This window comes from Neobacillus notoginsengisoli (assembly GCF_003515685.1).
Lineage (GTDB): Bacteria > Bacillota > Bacilli > Bacillales > Cytobacillaceae > Bacillus_D > Bacillus_D notoginsengisoli.
In genome coordinates, this window is record NZ_QWEG01000008.1 from 159,476 (window position 1) to 185,033 (window position 25,558).

Below are 25,558 nucleotides of genomic sequence, written 5' to 3' on the forward strand. Positions count from 1 at the left end.
AAGGAATAAATAGGGATGCCCCCGTCCTTGGCGAAAACGGGGGCACATGTAAGGGAACTCTATAGTAGCAGGATAAGGGAGTCCTGTTTACTAATTTCATAACGTGTGAGTCAAGGGACTATACGCACAAAATTACTCGGTATATTTAAAGAACAGCGATTGCCCGTATTCTTTTTTGCCGAATTCTTCGATCGTGTTTTGGGTGTCGTCTGCAATCATGAATTCAACGAATTGTTTCGCGCCTTCAGAGTTGATTTTGTCATTCTTGTCAGGGTTCACCTGCATGACGTGATATACGTTTTGCAAGTCTTTGTCGCCTTCAACGATGATCACAACATCCTTCAGGTTCTTTTCCTGCGCAAGGTAAGTCGCGCGGTCGGTCAGGGTATAGCCTTGTTTTTCAGATGCGATCTGCAAAGTTGGGCCCATGCCCTGTCCGGTGGAGACATAGTTGTCGCCAGCAGGCGTGATGCTTTGCTTCTCCCAAATGCCAAGCTCTTTCTTGTGTGTTCCGGAGTCATCGCCGCGGGTAACAAAGATTGCTTTCGAATCGAATAGCTTCTTGAATGCTTCACCAGTTGGCAGGCCTTTTACGCCGGCAGGGTCGCTGGACGGGCCAACCACGATGAAGTCATTGTACATTACGCGCTTGTAGTTTGTTACATCACCAGAATCAACTAGCTCTTGTTCAGAAGCAGGAGCGTGTGTCAGAAGAACATCGGCTTCGCCTTTTTTGCCCATTTCAAGTGCCTGGCCAGTACCAACAGCGATTGTTTTCACCTTGGCATTATATTTTTCTTCAAATATTGGAAGCAGCTCGTCAAGCAGCCCGCTGTCCTGGGTGCTTGTTGTCGTTGCAAGGATAAGTTCCTTTGGCGGGGCGGCCGGTTTTTCCTTTTGTGGAGTTTTGCTGACAGTCGTCGATCCTGACGAACAGGCGGCCAAAAGGAGAAGCATCGCAATTATAAATACGGATAAAAAGCGTTTTTTAAACATTAGTAGATTCCTCCGGTTGGGTGATTTCGTAAATCATTGTGCCGAGTTCACTGATGTCATATCCTTCAAGGTCTGAGAGGCTTTGTTTAAATTCTTCTGATTGCAAAAAGGAAGCCAGTTTCCCGAGCATTTCCCGGTTGTCATCCGTCCATCTGAAAACAAGGTCGAATTGCTCTTTTGCCACCGGGATAAAGTCAAGTCCGAGATGGCTTGCTGCCGACCGGATGCCGAACGCGACATCGGCGCTGCCTCTGCTAATATGCGAGGCTGTTGAAAGATGGGTCCATTCCTCGTTTTCGTAGCCGTTGATATCCGCCGGGCTGATTCCGCCGGCAAGCAGCTTTGAATCAAGCAGGAAGCGGGTGCCGGAGCCTTTTTGCCGGTTGATGAAACGGATATCCTTGCGGGCAAGGTCTTCAAAGCCGCGGATGCCTTTCGGATTTCCTTTTGCCACAATAAAGCCTTGTTCCCGGGAAGCGAGCCGCATGACGCTGATCGTTTCATAAACGAAAAGCTGGTTGATGAACGGCAGGTTATACTCTTGGGAGGCCGGATCCAGAAGGTGCATCGCGGCGATATCTGCCTGGTTCCGATACAGCATCATTAGTCCTTCAAGGCTGCCGATATATGTAGGCTGAATTTGCATGCCGAGAGTCGCAGACGTTTCTTTGACGAGATGCTCGACAAGAAAATCGTGGCTTCCGGCAAGGCGCGCATGAATTTGCTTTGGTTCCGCCGCCTGAGTGCCTTGTGCTGCCGGCTTTCGCGCCGGAGCGATCATGCTTTCCTTATAGCGCTCAATTTCCTCATGCTCAATGCGCATTTTATTGCCAACCTTGAACGCCTGAAGTTCGCCGCGCTTAATGAGCTCATACACAGTGTGCTTCGAAATCTGAAAGATCTTGGCAACTTCATCCGGCGTATACGCTTTCAATTCCACAAATGAAGCCTCCTCCGATAAAAAATAAAGTCATATATGATAGTTTCATAATAATCCAAATTAGCAACAAGTGGAAGTGGGAAATGTGACAAATCGTTAAACTTTGTCAAGTTTCGTTAAGTTTCATTAAGTTTCGTTTGGTTGAGTGAGGCAGGGGACGGTTCCGGTGCTTCATTCGCCTCTCGAAAGAAACAGTTCACAGCTCTGGAATTTACTTATATGAGTGTTTTTTTATAGGTAACAATGAGTAATTTTGCTAGAGAAGGAACGGAGGGTCAAAGGGGTGGGTCGAGTGTTCACACAATCTTCAAGAACGTCACTGATTGTTCAACGAATCACAGATGAGTTTTACTGTACTATTAAGATAGGTTGAAATTTATGTAAAAGGACGGGATATTGATGGCGAAGCTTCTTTATGTGACGGCTACACCGAAGCCGGATAGTAAATTTTCAAAAGGGATGCAGCTAGGCGAGGCGTTTATCGAGGCGTTCAAGCAGGAGCAGCCCGATGTGGAAATTACACATATGCACCTTTATGATATGGATATTCCAACAATTGATATGGATATGCTTTATGCGCGAGCCAAACTGAGTTTTATGGGCAAAACGATGGACGAATTAAGCGAAGAAGAGCGGACTCAGATTAAGGCGATGCACGCATTGGCTGACCGCTTTATCGACAATGACTACTATGTATTCGTGTCACCAATCTGGAATCTCGGCTCACCGGCAATTTTGAAATCGTTCATGGACAATCTTTTTATCGCCGGCAAAACGTTTGATCCGGACCCAGGGAACCGCAGGGGGCTTTTGACAGGAAGAAAAGCGATCCACCTGCAGACACGCGGCGGGATTTATTCTGAAGGTCCGCTGAAGGATTTCAACTTTGGTGATCAATACTTGACAACAGCGCTTGGCTTCCTCGGCATGGAAGTGCTGGATACGGTTTATGCGGAAGGCGTCGATCATTTCCCGAAAGAAGTTCCGGCCATCATGGCGGCAGCGAAGGAAAAGGCAGCGGCCGCAGCCCACGAAATGGCGAGAGGAAAAGTGGCAGTAGAATAATAACGTATGGCGAAGAAGCAGGAGAATTCATTTCCTGCTTTTTTCCATTTGAGTTGGAAAAGACTTTTTTGCAAGGGCAAAAGGGATAGGCGTATTTCCTGGGAAATTTGTCGCATTACGGCAAATTAAATGTCGTGCACCTCCTTTTAAAAAAACTGAAACGGATTCGGCCCTCTCATCGACTATTGTGATGTAACAAACAAAATTTTAATGGGGGTTATCAAAATGACAGTAGGGTTTCGGATTTCAAAAGGTTTGATTGTGTGGGGAGCGGTTCTGGCTCTGGCAATTTCAATGTTCTTTGCGCCGTTCACGAAAAAGGCCGAAGCATCCGTTTCATGGGGGCAAGAGGTAACGGAAGTGGCAAAGCGTTATATGGGCACGCCATATAAATGGGGCGGCACAACAGCGAAAGGCTTCGATGCTTCAGGTTACACTCAGTTCGTTTACAAAAAGTCCGCTGCAAAAATTAGCCTGCCGCGCATATCCAAGGATCAGTACAAAGTAGGGGAATCAGTCGCGAAGAAAGACCTTAAAGAAGGCGACCTTGTATTCTTTAAGACGAACGGAAAAGACGTATCATTCGTGGGCATTTATCTTGGCAAAAACAAATTCATCGCCGTTACAACTTCAAAAGGTGTCTCTGTCCAGTCAATGGATACAAAGTATTGGAAAGACAGTTACGTTGGGGCGAAAAGAGTATTGAAGCAGTAAATAGTGCGGAAAGCGAAAAGGACTGGGTCTTGCCAGTCCTTTTTGTTCTTTATTAAGAATTAATCCCGCCCTCAAAGGCAATCACAGCTAACGAAGCAAACCCCGCCACACAGACCATTCTTTTGCAAAAAAAACACCCGCCCGAGCCCGGACAGGTGCTTTATAATGTCGCAGCGTTCTCTTAAAACTGCCCCGTATACTGAAAGAACAGAACAAGCACACCCAAAATCCATATATAAATGGCGAAAGGTTTTAAGGAATGGTTGCGCAAATAGCCGATCATCCATTTCACCGCAATATAGCCGAAAATGGCGGCGGAGATGATGCCGACGGCGAGCGCTGAAAGTGAAATTCTCTCACCGCCAGCGTCCATCAAGTCAAACGATTGGAGGACAACGGCTCCGACGATTGCCGGTGTTGATAAAAGAAACGAAAAGTAAGCAGCTGTCTCGCGGTCAAGCTTCCTCCAAAGTGCAGCAACGATTGTGAAGCCGGAGCGGGAAATAGCCGGCATGATGGCAGCCGCCTGGAAAAGCCCGATGATGAATGAATCCTTATATGAAATGTCGTCCATTTTCTTGTGGCCGTTTTTTATCGTATCTGCCATCCATAAAAACAAGCCGGTGATGAGGAATTCCCAGCCAATCGTGGAGCCGGTCCTCGAAATTTCATCAATATAATCCTTCAGCAAAAGGCCGACCACAACCGCGGGAATTGTCCCGACGACGAGAAGCCAAGTGAGCCTGCCAAACGGATTCCTGAGAATTTTAAGAAACTCATGCCTGTAAAAAACGAACACCGCTACCAAAGTCCCGACATGAAGCATCGTATCAAGCAGCAGCCCGGCTTCCTGCAGGCCGAATAAATTCCGTCCGAGATACAAGTGGCCCGTTGAGCTGATTGGCAAAAATTCAGTCAATCCTTGAATCAGTCCGAGTATGAACGCTTCAATTTTCGTTAACATCGCGTACCTCCAAAATGAGTTCAAAAGTGTAAATAGTTGGCTCGTGCGTCGAGTCAAAGCGGCTGGCGAGCCGGTTAGCGGCAACCCAATCGGCTTTGCCAAATGTATTCGGCAAGCGGTACTCCTCCTCATAGGCAACCCGGTCAGGTCCTAGCCCAGTGGGCAATTTCACCATGTAGCAAGCAACCCGCCACCCGAAGCCAGTTCCTAATATGTATGCAGATTCCCTAAACAATAGAAATGAGTGAAAAACTCCCTTGGGGGTACCATATACATGAATTTCCAACAGCCGCAATTTCATTGTAGTTTCCAGGTTTCCTACGCGTCAAGAATGAATATGACGGATGAAAGAGAAGCTTGATGCAAGCGGTGTAGGTGAACGGCCTAGGACGGGAGGGGTGGCCCGTCTGCCCAGCCAATTTTCCCCATCTGAAGGCTTCAAGTTGAGATTTCATGTAAAAAAAAATATAATGGACTATTGTAATGAAAGATGAAATTGGCAAAACACCCCCTTTCTGTAAAAAGGGTTTCTGAAAAACGTTCATTTTAAACATTGGCAATTATTCGTATTCAAAAGCTGTGGTACACTTTTAAAAATTATTGAAGCAGTCGGACCAGCTGAGATGAGGCACTGGAACCGTCCCGCTGCTTCATTCGGTAACCGAAAGAAGCACTGGAACCGTCCCTGTGCTTCACTGGGTAAAGGAGTAGTTTATTGAGGATGAAGAATCAATCGAATATTGATTATAATCTTGTTTTTATTTTGTTGTTGTTGTTTTTTGCGAGTTGTATTTCGATTTATAGTGCGCAGAGTTCTGGGCAGTATGTAGGGAATTTTTTGTTGAAGCAGGTTCTTTGGTATGGGGTGGGCTGCGGGATTATTGCGGGGGTTATTACGCTTGATTCAGACCAGTTGAAAAAGATTACTTGGTATGCGTATGGGTTGGGGCTGGTTTTGCTCGTGCTCGTCGTTGTCTTGCCGGAATCGATCGCCCCGCGCATCAACGGCGCGAAGTCATGGTTCAAAGTCCCTGGAATGGGCTCGCTTCAGCCATCTGAATTCGTTAAGGTCTTTGTCATCCTAGCACTCTCGAGAGTAACTTGGTCTCACCATGAAAAATACCCGGTCAAGTCAACCGGAACCGACTTTATCCTTTTGGCAAAATTGGGCGCCACAACTTTTGTGCCTTTTATCATCATCATGCAGCAGCCCGATTTGGGGACGTCACTCGTCCTGCTGGCTATTCTAACCGGGACGGTATTTATCGCCGGCATCACGTGGAAGCTGCTTGTCCCGATTTTCGCAGGCGGTGCTTCCATAGCCGCGAGTATTCTATACTTGGTCATTTGGAAGCCCGAATGGCTTGAAAAGTATTTGGGTTTTCATCAATATCAATTTAGCCGGGTGTACTCGTGGATCGACCCGTATACATACCAAAGCTCAATTGGGTTCCAGCTGACACGTTCGCTGCTAGCGATCGGCTCTGGCCAGACAAAGGGGAAAGGATTCGGCCAGCTGCAGGTCTACTTGCCTGAAAGCCATACTGACTTTATCTTTGCTGTCGTCGGCGAGCAATTCGGCTTCATCGGCGCAAGCATCCTGATTTCGATTTTCTTTTTGCTCATCTATCACCTGACAAAGGTAGGAATGGAAACAAAAAATAACTACTATACGTATCTTTGCGTTGGCGTCATCTCGATGATTACTTTCCATGTTTTTCAAAACATCGGCATGACGATCGGACTCCTGCCTATCACCGGGATTCCGCTGCCCTTCGTCTCATATGGCGGCAGCTCCCTCATGGGCAACATGCTCGCCATCGCACTCATCTTCTCCATCCGCTACCACCATAAAAAATACATGTTCTCGACGAAAGAATAAGGTGCCGGGCAAATGCCCGGCACCTTATTCTTCTTTAGGCACTCATTTAAAGGCACCCAATTTATTCAATGACGCCGCTTTCTACGATGGTAACGGTCGGTATGATGTTCACTGTTAGGCCTTTGTAGTCTTGGTTTTTCCACTTGTTGTAATCGAAATTCCGCGTTTTGGTTCTGACGAATTGTCCGAAGCCGAAAGGGTCGACTCCTTGTTCCTGGAATTGTTTGACGAGCTTCCCGGAATTCTTTCGTATTTTCTTTTCTATGGCGCGCTCAACTTCGTGGATGGTCTTTTGTTCAAGACTATGGCCGGTATACTGGTGAAGGTACCCTTTCAATTTAATATGAACATCAATTTCATAAGGATCGCGGCGGACGAGCTTTTTTTTCGATTTCGTATGTAAGCTTTCTACAACAGCCTTATGTTTCCCAAGAACAACGCGTACCGTTCCCCCACTGTATTTTTCGTTCATTAGTTTGAAAAAGAACATTTCATTCCGAGGAATTTTATCAACTACCTTCCCGTCCTTCAGTAGTGCAATACCGGAAATCTCGACAGATGTTGCATTCTTTCTTTTTATAATGGGAAGGTAGGCGGATTTTCCAACTTGGTAGAAATCGGACATGAAAAGATGCAAATTCGTTTTGGGCAAATCCCTTTCTTTGATATTTTGATCGAGTAAATCAGCAATAAACGAGGAGTTCCCCCGTTTTCCATAATCCCCTTCAAGGATGTCCTTCGCCTTTCCGTCAACGACTGCCAAATAAACTTTCGTCCCGACTCCTGGATCACGCTGGAGAGCATCAAGCACTTGATAGATTCCTGTCTTGGCAATATCCATCCCAAACAACGCTACCTCCACAGACCCCGCTACAATCGGATCCTGGGACATATGTTCAAAATCAGCAAAAAGATCCCGTGTAGGCGAAGCTGAGGTAGTCAGAGTGTCATTTAATACCTTTTGGTCCGGCATATAGAACGGAATCAGAATGGTTCCGATGACTTTATCGTCCTTCCCCTTGTCATAGCCGATTCCGGTGACGAGCCGGACATCGTCAATGATTTCCGATTGCACGCACCCGGCCAAAAGAAGCAGGGAGCAAAGCCCAATCTCGAAGATAATCCTCTTATGTTTTCTCATTGCCTTTCACCTTCCTTGCGATCAGAACTGAGATAAAAAGGAGCGGTAAATACCCGAAATTGAAGGAAAATCCAACTATCCCCATAATATCGCTCAGTAAATTCTCCTGTTCCCTCGTTTGGAGAAGTGTTAAGGAGGCCAGGATTAATACAGCAAGTACATAAACGCTATATTTCTGTTTTACATTGTAAGTACGCTTTAAAATCCGTGAAGCAGCCCACAGGCCAAGGCAAACAATCGGCAGGACATTTAATGTCCAGGTCACAATCCCGATATATTCAAACCGTTCGACGAAGGGCATTTCAACAATCTTAAACATCGACAGCGTTGCCCAAATCGTCCGCTCCAGCTGGCCTTCGGAAAAATAACCAAAGGAAATCACGGTAATGAACACATATTGAACCATTGTAAACAAAGCCCCGCCTTGCGCCCACTTTTGCGAGGATTGTGGCTGTTGAATAAAAGGGTAGTAAACGAGCAGAAGATCCCAGCCCGCATAACTGAGTGACATATGAAATGCCGCCCTGCCGATCTCTTTGAATGAATGGTCCATAACTGGCAGCAAGTCGGTGTAATCTGAATAAGGAATCGTATACAAAAAAACGAACAACAAGTAAAAGGTTAAAAGAACCCCGAAGAAAACGACTCCAACAATCGTCCTGAACCCGCCTTGAATGACGTAAATGACCAGTGCGAGAAAGGCGAGTCCATACCAGAAAGTGTTTAATCCAGGGAACATCCACACCTGGACAATTTGGATGAAGGTTCGAAGCGTTATAATGCTAAACGAAGCATAATAAACGATCAATGGCAGGCTAATCAGTTTTCCGAGAAATTTGCCAAAAGTATATTCATGAATCGAGACAATATCACCGCCGGCAATGCCAGCCATTTTATAAACCATCCAAATTAAAGGATGAATCGCTAGACCACCTATCAAAGCGGCAATCCAGGCATCATAGCCCGCGTGTTTGGCGATGATCCGCTGGAAGCCGAGGACCCCTACCCCGAATTGCATTCCGTGTAAGATAAAGAAAACGAGGAATGGGGAAACTTTTGCCTTATCCGGAACCAATACCGACATTCCATCCACCCCTTTATTCGTCTATGTCTCTCATTTCCTTCAGCTTTTTCATTTTTTTAGAACTAAACCGAAATGGATTTAACGTATGCAAAAACAACGGCCTTGTCCTCTCTGCCGAGAACGGGAACCGTATGAGCACATCCTTATGATCGACCATCCGCGGCGGGTAAAAAGGCTGGAGAAACGGTTTGTTCATTGAAGTAAGCCGAATCAAATGGGTCAGCAGGATACATAAACAAAAGGCGATGCCGAGCAATCCCCAAAGCGAAGCAAACAGCAAAAATGGGAATCGGAGCAGCCGAATCGTATTGCCCATTTTGTAAACAGGTGTCGTAAAAGAAGCAAGCGCCGCAAGGGCCACAAAGATGAGCAAGACGTTGCTTGTGAGACCCGCATCAACCGAGGCTGTCCCGATGACGATACCTCCTACAATACCGATCGTTTGGCCGACCTTTGTCGGAAGGCGGGCACCGGCCTCACGAAGCAGCTCAATCGTCAGTTCGAGGATGACCGCCTCAAGAATTGGCGGAAACGGAATCACTCTTCTTGAACTGACTAGCGTCGTAAGCAGATCCTTTGGGATCAATTCATAATGAAACGTGAGGACCGCGACATAGAGAGGCGTTACCAATACGGAAAACGCGATAGAAAAAAAACGGATCAGCCTGAAAAAGGAAGCCAGAATCCAGTTCAGGAAATAATCATCAAAGGAGCTGAAAAACTCGCCAAGCGTTGTCGGCCCGATGAGCGCATGCGGCGAGCCATCGACAAGGACCGCGACTTTTCCTTCCGCTAATATGGCGGCCACCCGATCCGGCCGTTCTGTATCAAGAAGCTGTGGGAAAGGGGAGTAGCGATTATCGGAAATGAGCTGCACGATGTAGGAACTGTCGATAATCGCATCAAAGTCGATTGCCTTTATCCGGTCTGAGATTATTTTTACATTTTCAGGATTAGTAAGGCCTTCGATATGGAAGATCGACACCTTCGTTTTTGTCAGTGAACCAATGGTAACCTCTTCCGTGACAAGCTCCTTTATTGGCAGCCGTTTACGAATCAGGTTTGTATTAAGGACAAGTGACTCCACGAACGCTTCTTTTGGTCCGAGTACGCTGAATTCAACTTCAGGTGGGGCAATCGCACGGGTGTTTGCCTCTTTTGTTTCGAAAAGGGCGAACTTTCCCGGGTCTGTCCCGACAGTTAAAAGAAGATAGCCTCTCAGCACCTTTTCCTCAAGCTTATCGGGTTTATCCAAAATCTCGATTCCAGTCATCGGCACTATGGCCGTCACATCGTCAATGAATTCAAAGTGCCGCTCGAGCAGGTACGGAAGAATATCTCGCTGCACAACTTTATCATCCACAAGGGTGGAATAGAAGGAGAGGTGGAACACCACGCCTGTCTTCCGATTCGAGTACTCCTGCTGTACAAAATCATTTGACTTTAAAATAATCTCCGGCAACGGCACCTCGACCCCGGACTTTCTCCCCATCACCACACCTCCTCATACTCGACGGACTTATTATTACCGGATTAGGGAGAAATATGAAAAGAAAAATAGTGAGAGTTCTCCATGAATGAAAAGCCCTCCCGTGGTTGGAGGGCTTGTTCCAATTAAATGTATAATCCTGTCCGAAGATTTTCGAATTCCGGATAAATCGAAAAAAGTCCTGATAACGTCACAAAATCTCCGGATAACGTCACAACTAATACGGATAAAGAATAGCAACTGCTAGCAGCATTCTATTGTTTTAGTTATTAAGCACACAAAAAAAGCACCCGCATCAGCAGGTGCTAAAAGATTTATATAAGGGAAGGGACAGGGTTTTTCAAAGTCGTTCCGTGGGATTTATTTTGCAAAAAACTTTTCGATATCATCGAGCATCAAGTTCGCCGCAATGACGCCGCCGGCTGTGTTCCAGATCGTGTCGCTGACTTTATGGACGTTGCCTTTCTTTGCTACCTCAAGATTTTTGAAAAGAGGGTCTTCAATCCACTGCTTTTCAACCTGGGACGCTTTACCGTCACCTTCTTCATATGTGAAGTAGAAGAGGATGTCGCCGTCCATTGCTGGAATGCGCTCTTTCGTGACGTTCTTTTCGGCAAAATCATCGACGTCCTGGCTTTCCGGACGTGCGAAGCCAAGCTCATCAAGAATCACGCCGGAAAATGTGTCCTTATGGTAAATCCGCACATCGCCAGCCATGAAACGAACCATCGAAACCTTCATATCAAGCTTATCGCCTAATTTGCCTTTCAAATCTTCAATTCGCTTATCGTAATCGGAGAGGACTTCCTTGCCTTTTTCTTCCTTGTTCACCGCTTTGGAATAAAGCTCGAAGTTTTCCTTCCAGTCACCGCGGAGCGTTTCAGCAAAAACGGTCGGCGCAATCGCCTTCAGCTGTTCGTAAATTTCTTCCTGGCGCATCTTGTTACCGATGATCAAATCCGGCTTCAACGCTGCAACCGCTTCAACATTGACCTGGCTTTCAACGCCGACAACCTTGGCATCTTTCATGTCGTCCTTAATATGGTCGTACCAAGGGTCGCCTGTCCACGATTTAACCGCGCCAACCGGCTTCACGCCCAGGGCAAGCAATGCTTCTGTTCCTTCGTTCGTTAAAATGACGACCCGTTCAGGTGTTTTGTCGAGTGTCGTTTTGCCCATTGCATGTTCAACTGTATAGCTCTTTGCTTCGTCAGCCTTTGGCTTTTCCTTGCTGCCGGAATTGTTTTTGTCATTTCCGCCCCCGCAAGCCGCCAGCATCATCACAGCGAAAATCGCCATCAGCGAAAGTATGTACTTCGTGTTTTTCATGATTGTCGTGCCTCCTGGTAAATGGTATTGATAATCATTTTCAATGACATCCTCATCATAAAATGATAAAATCTACATGTCAATCATTTAATTGAAAATAATTCTCACTGAAAGTCAAATTTGTGACGGGAACATTTTTAGATTTACCAATAAGCAAAGCTGTAATGCCATATGAGGTGAGGTCTTGTCAGAATAGGGACAAAGAGCTATTTCTAACTGAAAATGATTCTCATAGTCATTGACACCCCACTAGGTCCGCTTTAGACTAAAGATAGAATGAAACACATATAAGATATAGTAGAAACCTCAACGAGAAGGGGGTTTCTTTTGCAAAAAAACATACGCTATGAGAAAGGTTTTCCGGAATGGTCCTCAAGCATACAAGTTTAAAATGGCTCGGCTTGATCGCCGCCTTTATATTGCTGCTTGTCCTGATGGGGGCGAGCATCGTCTTTGGCTATACTGACACAACGATCAGGATGGCCATCGACACATTTACGAACTTTAACGGATCCAATGAACATATAATTATCGAATCAGTCCGTCTGCCGCGCGCGCTGATAGCCGCAGCCGTCGGAGCGAGCCTTGGCGTATCGGGGGCGCTTCTCCAGACGCTGACGAAAAATCCGCTTGCGTCACCTGACATTTTCGGCGTCAATGCCGGTGCTGGCATGATGGTCGTCATCGCTGTCACCATCTTGAAAGTCGACAGCATTCAGGCGTTCACGTGGATGGCATTCCTCGGCGCCGCGGCTGCCGCGATTGGCGTCTACGCAATCGGCTCGTTCGGCCGCGAAGGGCTCACGCCGATGAAGCTGACCCTCGCCGGCGCCGCTCTGGCCGCGATGTTCGCGAGCTTCACCCAAGGCCTGCTCGTCCTGAACGAAGCCGCGCTCGAGCAGGTGCTGTTCTGGCTCGCCGGTTCCGTTGCCGGCCGGGATCTGGACAACTTGATTGCTGTCCTGCCTTACCTTGCTGTCGGCTTGGTTGGGTCACTTTTGATCGCTGGGAAAATGAATGTCCTGTCCATGGGCGAGGACGTGGCGAAAGGACTGGGTCTGAACACGGCTCTTGTCAAAATTGGCGTCGGTATCCTTGTCATCCTGCTCGCCGGCGGGGCGGTCGCGGTTGCCGGACCGATCGGGTTTATCGGCATCGTCATCCCGCATGTGACCCGCTCGATCGTTGGCATCGACCACCGCTGGGTCATCCCGTACGCTGCGCTCTTGGGCGCGATGCTCTTACTCGCGGCCGACATCGGTTCACGGTATCTGCTCATGCCGCAGGAAGTCCCGGTTGGCGTCACAACGGCCATCATCGGCACCCCGTTTTTCATCTATATCGCGAGAAGGGGGTTCAATAGCCGATGAGCCAATTCAGGAATTTACGTTTATTCAAAGGGAAGATTTCCTTCCTTCTCGATAAAAAAGCAATCTTTATCTTGGCTGGCCTGTTCCTGGCCGCCGCGGCAGTATTCGTCGTCAGCACCGGGATGGGCGAAATGAAGATCAGTCCGCTCACAGTCGTCAAAGTCTTTTTCGGCGGCGGAACGGAAATGGACCAGCTGATTATAAAATCGTTCCGGCTGCCGCGCATCATCATCGCGCTCACAGTCGGCATGGGACTCGCTGTTGCAGGTGGCATTTTGCAAGGAATGATCCGCAACCCGCTCGCTTCGCCGGATATTCTTGGCATCACCGGAGGCGCCTCGGTCGCGGTCGTTGGTTTCCTGGCCATCTTCTCTGACAGAAGCAACGCCCTGACCGTCAGCATCGCCTGGCTGCCAGTCGCCGCCTTCATCGGAGCAGCCGTCGCAGCCTTTCTTGTGTACATGCTCGCCTGGAAAAACGGCGTCTCGCCAATCCGGCTCGTCCTGATCGGAATCGGGTTGATGGCATTGATGAAAGCAATGACAACCTTGATGATGATTCTCGGCCCGATCTTCCAGGCAAGCCAGGCCAACATCTGGCTCACCGGAACTGTTTACGGCTCCACCTGGGCGAACGTCTCGATCGCCCTCCCGGTAACAGTCGTATTAATCGTGCTGGCCCTAATTGCCGCACGGAACCTGAACATCCAGGAACTCGGCGATGACGTCGCAACCGGCTTAGGAACGCACGTGCAAAAGCAGCGCTTTGCCCTGCTCGCCATCTCAACCGGCCTGATCGGTACATCCGTCGCATTCGCAGGCGGCATCGGCTTCGTCGGCCTCATGGCGCCGCATATGGCCCGCCGGCTCGTCGGATCATCATTCGGGGCACTGCTCCCAACAGCCGCTGTTTTAGGAGGAATCCTCGTCATGGCCGCCGATTTGATTGGCCGAACGATGTTCTCACCACTCGAAATCCCAGCCGGCGTCTTCACCGCCGGCATCGGCGCACCATATTTTATCTACCTTCTGTTCAAAACGCGGAATCAGTAAGGGGCCGAGTTTAAGGTGAGTGCCTGGCACCGTGGTGGGACGTTTTGGGTCCCGGATGGGTGCCAGGTACTCAAGTGGTGCGATCGGTGACCGGTTAGGCTGGCTTTTCGTAAAATAGGGTTTGGTGGCGGAGGAGGATTAGTGAACTAGGGTGGTTTTTTTGAGGAAGAGGATAGTGAATATTTACTATTCAATACTCACCCTTGTAGTGAATAAGTGTGGTGCGGTGGCTATAAGCATATAGTAGGCGTCAGACCCCTACTAGTTCAAATAGTACTTTTCGCAAAAATGAACTAGTGATTTTACTAGGAATTTATAAAAAAATAGCCCATTTCTAGTGAAATTACTAGGAAAGAATCACTAGTACATCTCCCGTCTTCATGAGGTCACTAGCAAAAATACTAATACATCTCCGGCCTTCATAAAATCACTAGTACACACTGAAACAGCGAGTCCATCATACAAATCGCATAGTTTACAAATACCGCAAACCAGCCACTGGAATCCAAAGCAAAACGTGTAAAGGAGCTGTCTGAATTGACGCATGCGCAAGCGATTGAAACGAAAAAGCTGTCCCTTTCCTACGGAGATACATTAATCATCAACGAACTCGACCTGAAAATTCCTAAAGGTGAAATCACTGTGTTCATCGGAGGGAACGGCTGCGGGAAGTCGACGCTTCTCCGCTCAATCGCGCGCCTGTTGAAGCCGAAATCCGGTACAGTGATGCTCGAAGGAAAAGCGATCTCGAAGCTGTCGACAAGGGAGGTTGCCCGCAACATGGCGATTCTTCCGCAGACCCCCGTCGCGCCGGAAGGCCTGACCGTTCTCCAACTCGTCAAGCAAGGCCGCTACCCATACCAGTCGTGGCTCAAGCAATGGTCGGAGGAAGACGAGCGCAAAGTGAACGAAGCCCTAAAAGCGACCAGCCTCGAGGAACTGAAGGACCGGCCCGTCGATTCCCTGTCCGGCGGCCAGCGCCAGCGCGCCTGGATTGCGATGACACTCGCCCAGGACACAGACATCCTGCTCCTCGACGAGCCGACAACGTATCTTGACATGACGCACCAAATCGAAATTCTCGACCTGCTCTACGATTTGAACGAGCGCGAAAACCGCACAATCGTCATGGTCCTGCACGACCTGAACCTGGCCTGCCGCTACGCGCACAACATCGTCGCCATCAAGGATCAGAAAATCCATGCGCAGGGCCGTCCCGAGGTCGTCGTCAACTGCTCTCTTGTCAAAAACGTCTTCGGCATGGACTGCGAAGTCACGATCGACCCGCTTTTCGGCACACCGCTTTGCATCCCTTACGGAAAAGGGCGCTGCATTCTGAAGGAACCAGTCGCTGTGAACAACTAGAATAACAGGACTCTTTGCAAAATGAACGACCGTTCCGCTCCCCCGGCCGCTTATCAAACTTGTACTCTTTTCGGCTACGAAAAATGGAAAGCGGCAATGGGAACGAAGCTTCACTCCTAAATCGGCTGGCCCGTCAATAAACATTGGCTGTGAAAAATAAATATCTATGAAAAGCTACGCTGCCTATTTCGGTAAAACAATCGGCATATTTAAATTTTCAAAAGTAATGTAGAGAGCAGCATTTCCAAGGAAAGGACGGTGAGATTCGATGGAACACCTGAAAATAAGCACGTTATCTGAACAGGAAAGGGACATTTTGAGTCGTTACCGTTTATCCAATCAGCCAATGGACGGGATGATGTCCGTCGCTTCGCTGCTTGACCGACAGCAGCTCGAAAAATTCCTCGATGAGCTGAAGCCGATGTTGCAAACGGACTTGAATAAAGTGGTCGCCTCGGTATTCATGAAGAAATACGCCTTCATCGCCGTACCCGCCCTGTACAGCATGACGGCCTGGAACAAAAAGCTCGACCTCAATCCGGAAAATGTTTTCATGGAACCGCCGAACGGCGATTCGAAGTGGCTGCCGAAGTTTTATTTTGCCAACGCTGAAGTGGAAGAGTGGATCGAAACGGAAAGCCGGACTGGACCAAACGCAGATACGCAAACCGGAGCAGAAGAGTGGACCCGTACGGAGCAGAATCCCGCGCGGCAATCCGCCAATTCGATTGGACTCGAGGGCCGCCGGAAGGCATTTTTGCCAAAAGAAAGAGGAGACGACAGCCGCGACGCATTCCGTGAGCAAGCCCTATCCGAATTGTTCGCGGATCACATTTTCCCGCTGGTGAGCCAGCTCGCCAAGATTACCGGCGTTTCCAAGCTGATCCTCTGGGAAAACGTCGCCACTTACATTATGTGGCTGTACGAAACGGTGCTCGCGGACGAACGGAATGCGGCGGGCGACTTCGACTTCTTCAACAATGCTGCCGGCGCCCTGTTCGGTAACTACCACCGCAACCCGATGAAAAAGTTTTACACCGAAAAAACGTATGTCGACGACCTGGACGAAATGATCCGGATCCGCCAGACATGCTGCTTTTCGTATCTGACCGGCGAAAAGGCCGCGCGCTGCAAGACGTGCCCGTGCCGAAAGCTGGAAATGGAGGGCAAATGCTCAAATGAACGAGAAAACCCTTGCGATGCAGTTCGAAGCCTTACTTGAGAAATACGCCGAGCTCCTCACCGGCACGAGCGAAAAAAACATCACCGACAAAGTGAAAATGTACGCCCTCTATACCCACATCGCCAAAACCATGCCCGCCCTCGCCAAGCACTGGAACGCCCTCTACCCCGAGGCCAAGGGCGAAATCATGGGCCTCATGACCGAAATCAAACAGCTCAATGAAGCCCATCGAAACACCAAGCCGCGCCCATAAGGGAACGGCTTATTTTTTCACCAGAGTGCCTGGCACCCATCTTGGACAAAAAGTGTCCCACCATGGTGCCAGGCACTCCTTGGCATCTTCGCGGGAATTTCAATCCCTAAGAATCATCCTCCTCAGTCAGGTTTTTCGCAATGGTGGTTCCTATTAAGAAGGCGGCTGCTGACGTGTTTCCATCCACGGTGAACGGGATAATCTGCGCATCTGCCACGATTAAATTGTTTACCCCGTGCACCTTGCCAGTCGTGTCGACAACGCCGCCTTCACGAAGAGGGGCCATGCGGAGGGAGCTTTGCTGGTGATGGTTGTGGCCGAAGTTTTCCTTAATGTACTCTTCAAGTGCGTCGTCATCGTCAATGGTTTCCATTCTCGGCGCCATTAGCTGGTAGGAAGGGTCGATTTCCGATAGTTTCAACGCGGTCGGTTTGATATAGTTTCTGAAAATGCTCTTTACTGCCTCCAAATCATAAGGGTGACGCAAGAATGCTTCATCTGCAAGAACAATTTTCAAAGGATCGTTGTTCTGGATCCGGATTGTTCCGTGGCTTCTCGGCTGAAGGAAAAGGATCGTGATCACGAGATTTCCTTCCGAAACGGAGCCGATCAGCTGAACACCGCGCCGGCTGGCATCGCCTTCGAGCGGATTCGGCAAGAAGGCGCCGCCAGTGTAGAGAGCGAACGGATCCCTTCGTATCTCGGCCGCATCCCGCTGATTCAGCGAGAATACCGCATTGTTTAACGTATGATTGGTTAGAAACTTACCTACATTGGGATTGTGGAATACGACTGGAATCCCAGCCTCCTGAAGGTTATCTGCCGGGCCGATTCCGGACAGCATCAGGAGTTGCGCGCTATTGATACCAGCTGAAACAATGACTCGTTTTCTTGCAAAAACGCGGACTTTCTTTCCTTCCTTCAGCATTTCCACACCGACCGCGTTTCTGCCTTTGAACAGAATCCGAAGCGCGGTGGTCCTGTAAGAAACCGTTAATTTCCGGCCGTGAACCCCGTGTCCATTCGGACCGACGATATCTGGGGATAAAAAGGCGGTCGATGCGCTTTCCCGCTCGCCGGTCGGTTTTTGGTACAATTGCCATCTCGTGAAGGCGCCAATTGGCGTCAGCGGATTGTTGTAATCATCAAGGATTTTGATGCCTGTCGCTTCGGCGAAGGCAGTGGTAAGTTTTTTTGCCACAGCAGGCGGATTTGCCGGCGCTTGCCGGATGGACAGCCTGCCTCTGAATCCGTGGAATTTCGGATTGTACACTTCACCGAAAAAACGCTCCAGCTGTTTAAAGCTCTCGATTGCCCGATCCGGTGACCACATCGGGCCAAGAGCCGCTCCCATTTCTTTAACACAGCCGGTGTCGGGCGAACGTACTGCTCGCCATTAATCGAAGACCCGCCACCTGACAGCCTGCCAGTTGTCCATTCGAACGAACGGTCCTCAACTCCTTCCTGTGGCACGCCTTCCCCTTGCCAAAAATACTCCGGAAAAAAATGTTCCTCCAATTCGGGCGCAAAACGCGAATCCCGGATTGGTTCGTCCCGGTCATTGTTATCGCCAGCCTCCAAAACGAGGACTGACGTTTTGTAATCATCTGTCAGCGTCTTCGCAATAACGGCCCCCGCCGGCCCCGTCCCAACAACGATATAATCAAAAAAATCCATAATTTCGTCTCCTTTACCCAATTTCTTTATTCTATGAAAGAAAAGGAGAGGGGAACTGGGTTGGCAAGGGATTCTAGCGGAATTTGTTATGGAGTGCCTTGTAAACTGTGGTAATATTTTGAAAAAGGGTGCAGGGGGAGTGGGAATGGCGGAAACGACTTTTTTGAAAACAGATCATGTGCTTGTGACAAATGTAAGGATTGAGACGAAAAAGAAATTGATTCTAGTAAACTCTGTTGCCATGGTTGCAAAAGGGACAGAGAAAATTGACCGGCCATGGGTGCTGCTCGGGCTGGCCGCGTTAAGTATGCTTGCGCTGCCGCCTTCCGAGTTAACTGGTTACCATGGCATCGGGCTTGGCGTTCTGTTCGCGATGTTTGGCGGGTTTGCGTATTTTTATAATGAATCCCACAAGCGGGATGCGATCATTATCACGTTGAATACCGGTGAAAAGACGTACATATTCGAAGACCTTGAGCAGGTGTACAAGGCCGTTCAGGATGCGATTGTTTACAGGGCGCAATAGGATTTTTGACATAAGTAAGTTTCAGGAGGTTGGCGAAGATGGATTGGATGCTGCTGTTCGTGATGGCGATCTGTATGCTGTTCATACATTTGAACAAAGGGCCTTTCCGGCCAAAGGAATTTTTGAAAGAGTTGTTGACGATGAGTGTTTTTATCGTCATCTATTTACTGTTGAAAAGCTATCTGGTTGAAAAACTCACCTTCAAGTCTCCTTTTGCAAAAATTCCCCCTGATACTCGAATGTGGGTAGGCGGAGGCGTATTTTTACTGATCACGTGTGGGTTTTCATACGTGAGTTGGAAAAAGTTTAAGCTAGGGAAAGAAGCGTCTTTGAAAAAGTAAAGGTAACCTGGAGTATTATAAGTTAAAGAAGTGCTATCAGCAGGTTTGCGAAGTGTTTTTTCGCTATAAGTTGGCCAAGAAAGATTATTGGATACCTTTCGAAGATATATTTTATTTAAAAGTAACCAAGACAGGCTCTTAGTTACCTTTCGGAGAATTTTTTTGCTGAAAAGTCACCAAGAAGGGCTATTGGTGACCTTTCAAAGTGTTTTTCTATTAAAAGGTCACCAAGACAACGCCACCCAACATCTCCGCCCGCAGCGGGACCAAAGTTAGAGGAAGGGAGCTTAATTTATGAAAAGACTAACAACGCCTTCTAAAAATAAGAGTTACACAGTGGAGGAGTCAGCCATCCAGCCAGCACTTGGCGGCTACACCGGGGAAGCGATCGACAAGCTTGCAGGGTTCGAAAATTTTTATGAAGCCATCCAGTCACAGCAGCTTGAGATCGAGAAGGAATTAGAGAAACTCCGAGCCCAAGATAAATCGCGCACGGTGAGATTTAAACAGCTGCTGGCAAATAAACTTAGCAACAACAATATCTTAATTCAGCTAAAAACGTACGGGATTGAATAGGAGTAAAATAAGCCTCCCACAGCCGGGAGGCTCAACTTCTGCAAAAATTCAGCTTTGACCTCAGCGCTTGACTCCTGAGACCGAGGTTCGCCTGAACTCCGGAGCGCTTCTTGTGACACTGCGCGAAAAATTTACCGCACATACTCAATCAACCTGGCATCCGCAAATGAATACCCAAGTTAAGCCAATGCAAGTTACTGCACATTCCCGCCATACGGAAGCTGCTCGCGGTAGCCGGAGAACTGCTGGGCTTTCTTTTGCAAAGATTGCGCTTGGGCCGGTTCGACTTTGTACCAGCCTTCCTGGAACATGACGTTGTACAAGTGGCGCTGCAAATCCTGCGTTTCCTTGTACATATTGAGCACATCATTGTATAGGCCCATGTGGCTCGCTTCGTTTAAAAACACATCATAGCCATGTGTCATATACTTCTCCGTCGCCAGCAAATCATTGATGAAATCCCGGTCGTTCATTGATGGATTTTTCTCAACCTGTGTTGCCGGGTTTGAAATCGAATTATTGTTCATCGTCCGTTCCTCCTACTGCTGCATATACTGCTGTGCGTTTTGGTTCTCGTGGGCGCTCAAGTGGCCAAGGATTTTCTCGTAATGGAGCTGGTGCATCTGTCCGACCTTCTCGGCCTCGGCCCGCATCGCCTCGATTTGGCAATGCTGCGCATAGAAATGCGCCTTTTTTGCCGCCATCAGATTCCACGTCAACATATCCGTCAAATACAACTCATCCTTGCCCGACAAAACATTCGGCGGCTGCTGCATAACCCCCTGCTGGTTCTGCATACCCTGATTCTGCTGCTCTTGCATATCCAAACCTCCTGTGCAAAATATTCCTGCACAATTAACTTCCCACCAACGCGGACGGATTATGCAACGAAGCATGGGGACGGTTCCACTGCTTCATTCGGGTCCCGAAAGAAGCAGTGGAACCGTCCCCTGCATCATTGGAAATTTTTATTTACATACGATTGGAAGAAGTTGTATTGTAAAGGTGAGAGGGTAAGGGGGGATGGATGTGTTATTGGATTTTGCGATGATGTACTTCAATGTGATTCTTTTTTGTACGTTGATTGGCCTCGTCGCGTTTGTTGCCAGTATGTTTATCAAAAATAGGATTGTTTTAATTAATTCGATTGGTGTCTTGGTGATGGCGGCGGTTATTCTCGTCAGTATGACGCAATACACAACGTTTTCGAAGCTTTATTCAGACGAGCTGAATGAAAATTCTGTTGTCAAAAGTGTCACCATTAGGGCGAAAATGCCGGAAAACTCACAGACAATTACGATTGAGAATAAGGAAGACATCGAAAGGATTTTAGGGGACCTTTCAGGAATCAAACTGAAAAAAGAGAATGATATCACCTTTCATGAAAAGGGGTATCACGTCGAAATGATCGTGACGACGCAAATCAAAAAGAACCATACGAGCACAGAGCGGGTTTTGTTGGAGTTGGGTAATGATTACCTGGATCATTATAAAATTATAAGTGAGTCAGACCATCTAAAAACGATTGAAAGCTTGGTTAAGGGGGAATAGCGAGATATTTCTCACCGCTTTTTTTGCAAAAGTTAGCTTCAATTCAAGATTTATGAGGTGAAAGTGAGATTATTTGTAAAAAAGGAGGCTGGATTTGAACAGCTTCGAAGTCGAAAGTGAATTTTTGCAAAAAGAAATTGAATTTACCACGATTACGGACGGATGCATTTGTAGTGGTTAAACACTGCCCGTCCCGGCTTCCTTTATATACTGATCCAAGCATTTTTTGCAAATACAATCCTTGTACAAGCTTTCTGCTGGAACAGTCTCAAAAATTCCCTTCGGAAACTCCTCGGCTGTGCACCAGCAAGTCCCGGTTTTTTCGGACATACAGCCATTTTTCTCCCCGCAAAGCGGACAAATTTTAGCGGACATGACAAGACCTCCTAGTAACCTTTTCTTCATTGTAACCTTCTTGGAATAGAGTTGCCCAGAAGGAAAAAATGTCCCAACAAATAAGAAAGGCACCCATCCAGGGCGCCTTCACCTTACTGCTTCTTAAACTGGTTATTCTGGCTGTTCACCTTATTCTTCTGGTGCCGAATATTATGCGGCCCAGCATTCCCCTTCACACTAGCCGCACTAACCCCAGCCTCCGAAGGATCCTTCTTCAACCTCGCCATAACATCACCCCTCCTCATAACATGCCCATTTTGTAGAAAAAAAGTGAGGCAGGGGACGGTTCTACTGCATCATTCGGGTCCCGAAAGAAGCAGTAGAACCGTCCCGGTGCTTCATAGTGGTTTTTGGAAAGAATTCATAATTAGGTTCTACGGTGAACTTTTTCTTAGGTTACTATTTAGAGAAGACTGCCATGAAGGAAACATTTATCAGTTTACAACCAATAATCACAGAAAAGAGTGCATAGACATGTGGGCTATACCAGGCATTTTTGGCTTGATTTTTCTCCTGATAGGAATTTTTTACCGACTCTCCGAACGGGAAAGCCCACTCCTTCAGGGGTGGGATGGGAGTGAGGCCGGGTATGGGAATTTGTTATCCATAGCTTTTCGGGACCACAAGCATCCGGAAGCCAGGATGTGGCATCATAATCTCTTATCATCAAACAGACTATTTATTGTCTCTTTGCTTCAGCTATAGTATAATTAAAGTAAGAACATACGTTTGTTTAGGGGTGTTTGAAATGGCCATTCCACGCTCACCTAGCTTTGTTCTCACCCTGGAGCTTAACAGCCATCCGAGGATGTTTTCCGTTGCCGACAAAGAATTGGAAATCCTCCGTGTCCTCTACAACACCGTCCTTGGCAACTATCTGAAGCTGGAAAACCAGATGAAGCGGCTGAAGGAATATAAAAAATGGATCCGGCAACTGAAGGGAATCAAAAGGAAACTGGCACGTGACGAGGAAAATCCCTTCCTGCAAAACGAGTTGAAATGCCTCAGGGAAAAGCTCAAGGGCTTAAGGGATCAATATCAGCTGACCGAATATGCCTCCCACACTTGGGTAAAAAGCATCCGCAAGCATTTCGGGGACAAGGTAAACGCGGCTGTCGCCCAAAAAACCGCTTCCCGCGCCTGGCTTGCCTTCAGGAAGAAACTGTTCGGGCAGGCAAAGAAGGTCATGTTCCTCCGAAAAGGGGAAATGGCGAGTTTCGAAGGAAAAACCAACACCACAGGCTGGCGGTATCACAATCAGCATCTCGTCTATAAGGATATGTCCACCCCGTTGAAACGGAAGGGGAATGATCACTATGTATCCGAAATCCTCTCCCATCTTGAGAAGAAAACCCCATTCACCCATACCATCAAGAAAAAGGGGAAACCCAAACCATCACCGATTTTTTTCATGTCAAATATGTCCGAATTGTGAGGAAAGTCATCCGTGGGAACGTGCGTTTTTTTGCCGACCTTATCATCGCAGGCTTTCCCCCGCCAAAAGACAGGAAGCTTGGGAAAGGAGGAGTAGGGCTTGATATCGGCACGGCGACCCTCGCTGTTTCCTCTCTGAAAAAAGTGGCCCTCTTCAACCTGGCAGAAGAGGTGAAGGACCTGGCGAAAGTCATTAGACTGGCTCAGAGAAGGATGGACCGTTCCAAACGTGCAATGACCCCCGGTAACTATCACGAGAACGGCACGGTGAAAAAAGGAAGAAAAGAGTGGCAGTTTTCAAACCGCTACCGAAAACAACGGGCAAAGCTAAGGGAACTGAACCGCAAGCAGGCCGCCATCCGGAAACTCTCACACCGGAGGCTTGCGAACACCCTGCTTCCGCTCGGGGATGCGTACTTTATTGAAACCATGTACTTCAAAGCGCTGCAAAAAAAGGCAAAGGAAACAAAGATCTCCGAAAAAACCGGTAAAGTTGCCAGGAAGAAACGGTTCGGCAAGACAATCGGCCATAGGGCGCCCTCCATGTTTGTAAGCATACTCGAAAAGAAGGCGAAGAGCCTTGGCGGGAGTTTCAAAAGAGTGAATACCCAAACCTTCAAGGCAAGCCAGTACTGCCATGTCCGGGACGACTTCACGAAAAAACCACTGTCAGAACGATGGCATGTAATAGATGCTGATACAATGGTCCAAAGGGACCTGTATTCTGCTTTTTTGTTGATGAACGCAAATTCTTTAGGAACAAAAGCGAAGAGGGATACATGCGTGAAGATCTTTCCGCTATTCAAGAGCCTCCACGATCAGGAAATCAATACAATAAAAAAAGAGAAAAGGAAAATCCTTAATTCAGGAATCACCCTGTGATGAAAATCCACTCATAAGCGGTGTGATGCCACCGGGCTTGCGAAAGCCAAAAGATACGGCCGTTAATGGCAGCAGGGGCTGCTTTGGCCGTGAAAGTCCTGAAGGAAATTGTCCCAGTATCCTGGCCCTAGATGCCGAGCGTATGAAAATGCGTACTGTGGCTGTCGGCTTGGAAGAAGGCAATGGATTCAGAACCCCACAGCTTTAAGCCGTGGGAGTATCAGACGAAAAAACATCATGGACATCTGGCTTCCGGGACGGGTGGATCCAGCGATTCACTCATCTTTGAGCTGATTTTCACAGCCTTTCTTTTCGTGCTCGACATTTTTCCATACTGGGTAACAAAAGTCCTAAGCCTTGCGATAGCCATTGGCTTCTTCATTGTCGCTTATCAACTTTTCTGATGAGGCAGGGGGACGGTTCCGACGCTTCATTTGGCACTCGAAAGAAGTACAAGAAAAGAAGGTGATGCGGGGAAAGCTCAAACAGTTCTTCGCTGAGGATGCTACACTCCGACATGGGCCCAACTCTTCTTATGGGAAACGTAGTCCAAGGGGGATATCTCCGCTTATAAAGCATAGCAAAAAACGACCCGCGTGGGATCCATTGAAAGGGTTCAACCATTATGTTTCGCTGCCGTTCCTTTTATCTTTTTAAAAACCCAGATAAGAACATGGGTTAAAAATGCACTTTCACAGGCACTTAGGCTGACGACAAATAACAGCCTTCCCAAATCTTCAAATTCATAAAAACCGAATAGCGGCAGTTCCCAATTGTAAAGTATATTATTGATGCTAATCAAAACAAACATGAGAGGAAAAACACGCCAAAAGGACCAATGAGAGCATTTAGCCCAATTCAATTCCATACTCCCAACCTCCTCTAATATGATTTTACCATATAAATCCATAATATTTTAAAGCGGAAAATTTATTTTTGGCAAAAAAAATCCCGGCACGCAGGCCGGATCAATAAGAGGTGGTTAACAATATTGAAAGGGGGGTATGAAAAGTGGGGTTCTTTTCATACCTTCATCCTACCCATCGAATATGAACGCAATATGAACTTAATGTAAAAAATGTCTAAAGTTTCGGATAGTGAGGCAGGGGGACGGTTCCAGCGCTTCATTCGACTCCCGAAAGAAGCAGTAGAACCGTCCCCCTGCTTCATTGTGAAGATCCGGAACTAAGGTTGGGCGGTTGGTTTACAAAAAAATCCGGCACGTGGCCGGATTTTTAAGGGATCTATATTGTAAAAGGGGGAGTGAGTGTGAAAGGTGGGATTCCTTTCTACACAATTATAATAAGGTGTAAATGTTAACAATGTATGAACAAACCTTTAATATTTC

General features: G+C 47.7%; 29 protein-coding genes and 1 pseudogene. 16 read left to right on the forward strand and 14 right to left on the reverse strand.

Annotation, left to right across the window (positions count from 1 at the left end; genetic code table 11):
- Positions 1–132: 132 nt before the first annotated feature.
- Both D1B31_RS13670 and D1B31_RS13675 read right to left on the reverse strand, forming a co-directional pair.
- Positions 133–996 carry an ABC transporter substrate-binding protein gene (locus D1B31_RS13670; protein WP_118921343.1) on the reverse strand — a complete coding sequence of 288 codons (864 nt, stop codon included), beginning with the start codon at positions 994–996 and terminating at the stop codon, positions 133–135.
- Positions 989–1,936, reverse strand: a complete 948-nt coding sequence (locus tag D1B31_RS13675; RefSeq protein ID WP_118921344.1) for a helix-turn-helix transcriptional regulator — start codon at positions 1,934–1,936, stop codon at positions 989–991. The genes D1B31_RS13670 and D1B31_RS13675 overlap by 8 nt, the downstream gene beginning before the upstream one ends.
- A gap of 399 nt (positions 1,937–2,335) precedes the next feature.
- On the opposite strand from D1B31_RS13675, the gene D1B31_RS13680 reads away from it, so the two are divergent.
- Together D1B31_RS13680 and D1B31_RS13685 are read left to right on the forward strand one after the other, a co-directional pair.
- Positions 2,336–3,001: an FMN-dependent NADH-azoreductase gene (locus tag D1B31_RS13680; protein ID WP_118921345.1), complete on the forward strand. Its 666-nt coding sequence runs from the start codon at positions 2,336–2,338 to the stop codon at positions 2,999–3,001.
- A 225-nt stretch (positions 3,002–3,226) separates the two neighbouring features.
- Complete coding sequence (locus D1B31_RS13685; RefSeq protein WP_118921346.1) at positions 3,227–3,715, forward strand: C40 family peptidase; 489 nt, start codon at positions 3,227–3,229, stop codon at positions 3,713–3,715.
- A gap of 181 nt (positions 3,716–3,896) precedes the next feature.
- Here D1B31_RS13685 and D1B31_RS13690 read toward each other — a convergent pair whose 3' ends face one another.
- Together D1B31_RS13690 and D1B31_RS23890 are read right to left on the reverse strand one after the other, a co-directional pair.
- Positions 3,897–4,679: an undecaprenyl-diphosphate phosphatase gene (locus D1B31_RS13690; RefSeq protein WP_118921347.1), complete on the reverse strand. Its 783-nt coding sequence runs from the start codon at positions 4,677–4,679 to the stop codon at positions 3,897–3,899.
- Positions 4,663–4,854, reverse strand: coding sequence for a hypothetical protein (locus tag D1B31_RS23890; protein ID WP_142922592.1), 192 nt, complete (start codon positions 4,852–4,854; stop codon positions 4,663–4,665). The genes D1B31_RS13690 and D1B31_RS23890 overlap by 17 nt, the downstream gene beginning before the upstream one ends.
- A 546-nt stretch (positions 4,855–5,400) precedes the next feature.
- Between D1B31_RS23890 and D1B31_RS13695 the strand changes: the two genes are divergently transcribed.
- Positions 5,401–6,561: an FtsW/RodA/SpoVE family cell cycle protein gene (locus D1B31_RS13695; RefSeq protein WP_118921513.1), complete on the forward strand. Its 1,161-nt coding sequence runs from the start codon at positions 5,401–5,403 to the stop codon at positions 6,559–6,561.
- 61 nt (positions 6,562–6,622) lie between these two features.
- On the opposite strand, the gene D1B31_RS13700 is transcribed toward D1B31_RS13695, so the two are convergent.
- The 4 genes from D1B31_RS13700 to D1B31_RS13715 all read right to left on the reverse strand — a co-directional run bounded on the left by D1B31_RS13700 (position 6,623) and on the right by D1B31_RS13715 (position 11,604).
- A complete protein-coding gene (locus D1B31_RS13700) occupies positions 6,623–7,702 on the reverse strand; it encodes a Ger(x)C family spore germination protein (protein ID WP_118921348.1) in 1,080 nt (359 codons plus the stop codon).
- The gene (locus D1B31_RS13705) at positions 7,689–8,786 is read right to left on the reverse strand and encodes a GerAB/ArcD/ProY family transporter (protein WP_118921349.1); all 1,098 of its coding nucleotides are present in this window, start codon (positions 8,784–8,786) and stop codon (positions 7,689–7,691) included. The genes D1B31_RS13700 and D1B31_RS13705 overlap by 14 nt, the downstream gene beginning before the upstream one ends.
- Positions 8,787–8,799: 13 nt before the next feature.
- The gene (locus D1B31_RS13710; RefSeq protein ID WP_118921350.1) at positions 8,800–10,278 is read right to left on the reverse strand and encodes a spore germination protein; all 1,479 of its coding nucleotides are present in this window, start codon (positions 10,276–10,278) and stop codon (positions 8,800–8,802) included.
- Positions 10,279–10,635: 357 nt separating this feature from the next.
- The gene (locus tag D1B31_RS13715; RefSeq protein ID WP_118921351.1) at positions 10,636–11,604 is read right to left on the reverse strand and encodes an ABC transporter substrate-binding protein; all 969 of its coding nucleotides are present in this window, start codon (positions 11,602–11,604) and stop codon (positions 10,636–10,638) included.
- A gap of 365 nt (positions 11,605–11,969) precedes the next feature.
- Between D1B31_RS13715 and D1B31_RS13720 the strand changes: the two genes are divergently transcribed.
- From D1B31_RS13720 to D1B31_RS13740, 5 genes are all read left to right on the forward strand, one after another.
- On the forward strand, positions 11,970–12,974 hold the full coding sequence (locus D1B31_RS13720) for a FecCD family ABC transporter permease (RefSeq protein ID WP_118921352.1): 1,005 nt from the start codon (positions 11,970–11,972) through the stop codon (positions 12,972–12,974).
- Positions 12,971–14,026, forward strand: coding sequence for a FecCD family ABC transporter permease (locus D1B31_RS13725; protein ID WP_118921353.1), 1,056 nt, complete (start codon positions 12,971–12,973; stop codon positions 14,024–14,026). Before D1B31_RS13720 ends, D1B31_RS13725 begins: the two co-directional genes overlap by 4 nt.
- Positions 14,027–14,563: 537 nt before the next feature.
- A complete protein-coding gene (locus D1B31_RS13730; protein ID WP_118921354.1) occupies positions 14,564–15,391 on the forward strand; it encodes an ABC transporter ATP-binding protein in 828 nt (275 codons plus the stop codon).
- Positions 15,392–15,737: 346 nt separating this feature from the next.
- Positions 15,738–16,613, forward strand: coding sequence for an IucA/IucC family C-terminal-domain containing protein (locus tag D1B31_RS13735; RefSeq protein WP_158587543.1), 876 nt, complete (start codon positions 15,738–15,740; stop codon positions 16,611–16,613).
- Complete coding sequence (locus D1B31_RS13740; RefSeq protein ID WP_118921356.1) at positions 16,570–16,827, forward strand: DUF2573 family protein; 258 nt, start codon at positions 16,570–16,572, stop codon at positions 16,825–16,827. The genes D1B31_RS13735 and D1B31_RS13740 overlap by 44 nt, the downstream gene beginning before the upstream one ends.
- Before the next feature lie 106 nt (positions 16,828–16,933).
- On the opposite strand, the pseudogene D1B31_RS13745 reads toward D1B31_RS13740, so the two are convergent.
- Positions 16,934–18,504 (reverse strand): annotated as a pseudogene (locus tag D1B31_RS13745) (GMC family oxidoreductase).
- Positions 18,505–18,649: 145 nt separating this feature from the next.
- Between D1B31_RS13745 and D1B31_RS13750 the strand changes: the two are divergent.
- From D1B31_RS13750 to D1B31_RS13760, 3 genes are all read left to right on the forward strand, one after another.
- Positions 18,650–19,030 (forward strand): hypothetical protein, encoded by a 381-nt coding sequence (locus D1B31_RS13750; protein WP_118921357.1) that lies wholly within the window; start codon positions 18,650–18,652, stop codon positions 19,028–19,030.
- Positions 19,031–19,068: 38 nt separating this feature from the next.
- Positions 19,069–19,371 carry a hypothetical protein gene (locus D1B31_RS13755; protein WP_118921358.1) on the forward strand — a complete coding sequence of 101 codons (303 nt, stop codon included), beginning with the start codon at positions 19,069–19,071 and terminating at the stop codon, positions 19,369–19,371.
- A gap of 294 nt (positions 19,372–19,665) precedes the next feature.
- Complete coding sequence (locus tag D1B31_RS13760; protein WP_118921359.1) at positions 19,666–19,947, forward strand: hypothetical protein; 282 nt, start codon at positions 19,666–19,668, stop codon at positions 19,945–19,947.
- A 194-nt stretch (positions 19,948–20,141) separates the two neighbouring features.
- On the opposite strand, the gene D1B31_RS13765 is transcribed toward D1B31_RS13760, so the two are convergent.
- Positions 20,142–20,474, reverse strand: coding sequence for a spore coat protein (locus D1B31_RS13765; protein ID WP_118921360.1), 333 nt, complete (start codon positions 20,472–20,474; stop codon positions 20,142–20,144).
- Between the two features lie 12 nt (positions 20,475–20,486).
- Positions 20,487–20,768 carry a hypothetical protein gene (locus D1B31_RS13770; RefSeq protein ID WP_118921361.1) on the reverse strand — a complete coding sequence of 94 codons (282 nt, stop codon included), beginning with the start codon at positions 20,766–20,768 and terminating at the stop codon, positions 20,487–20,489.
- Positions 20,769–20,976: 208 nt separating this feature from the next.
- Here D1B31_RS13770 and D1B31_RS13775 point away from each other — a divergent pair, with 208 nt between their 5' ends.
- Complete coding sequence (locus D1B31_RS13775) at positions 20,977–21,498, forward strand: hypothetical protein (protein ID WP_118921362.1); 522 nt, start codon at positions 20,977–20,979, stop codon at positions 21,496–21,498.
- 177 nt (positions 21,499–21,675) lie between these two features.
- Here the strand turns inward: D1B31_RS13775 and D1B31_RS13780 are convergent, their stop codons facing one another.
- Both D1B31_RS13780 and D1B31_RS13785 read right to left on the reverse strand, forming a co-directional pair.
- Positions 21,676–21,873: a cysteine-rich CWC family protein gene (locus D1B31_RS13780; protein WP_118921363.1), complete on the reverse strand. Its 198-nt coding sequence runs from the start codon at positions 21,871–21,873 to the stop codon at positions 21,676–21,678.
- A gap of 113 nt (positions 21,874–21,986) precedes the next feature.
- Positions 21,987–22,121 carry a YuzL family protein gene (locus D1B31_RS13785; protein WP_082036296.1) on the reverse strand — a complete coding sequence of 45 codons (135 nt, stop codon included), beginning with the start codon at positions 22,119–22,121 and terminating at the stop codon, positions 21,987–21,989.
- 521 nt (positions 22,122–22,642) lie between these two features.
- Between D1B31_RS13785 and D1B31_RS13795 the strand changes: the two genes are divergently transcribed.
- The 4 genes from D1B31_RS13795 to D1B31_RS13810 are packed head-to-tail and all read left to right on the forward strand — an operon-like array spanning position 22,643 to position 24,614.
- Complete coding sequence (locus D1B31_RS13795; protein ID WP_118921365.1) at positions 22,643–23,329, forward strand: hypothetical protein; 687 nt, start codon at positions 22,643–22,645, stop codon at positions 23,327–23,329.
- Positions 23,326–24,210 carry a hypothetical protein gene (locus tag D1B31_RS13800; RefSeq protein WP_142922593.1) on the forward strand — a complete coding sequence of 295 codons (885 nt, stop codon included), beginning with the start codon at positions 23,326–23,328 and terminating at the stop codon, positions 24,208–24,210. Before D1B31_RS13795 ends, D1B31_RS13800 begins: the two co-directional genes overlap by 4 nt.
- Before the next feature lie 37 nt (positions 24,211–24,247).
- Positions 24,248–24,418, forward strand: a complete 171-nt coding sequence (locus D1B31_RS24295; RefSeq protein WP_158587545.1) for a hypothetical protein — start codon at positions 24,248–24,250, stop codon at positions 24,416–24,418.
- Entirely contained in the window at positions 24,393–24,614 is a 222-nt protein-coding gene (locus D1B31_RS13810) for a hypothetical protein (RefSeq protein WP_118921368.1), read from the forward strand. Before D1B31_RS24295 ends, D1B31_RS13810 begins: the two co-directional genes overlap by 26 nt.
- A gap of 212 nt (positions 24,615–24,826) precedes the next feature.
- On the opposite strand, the gene D1B31_RS13815 is transcribed toward D1B31_RS13810, so the two are convergent.
- Positions 24,827–25,120, reverse strand: coding sequence for a hypothetical protein (locus D1B31_RS13815; protein ID WP_204563019.1), 294 nt, complete (start codon positions 25,118–25,120; stop codon positions 24,827–24,829).
- Between the last annotated feature and the right edge of the window lie 438 nt (positions 25,121–25,558).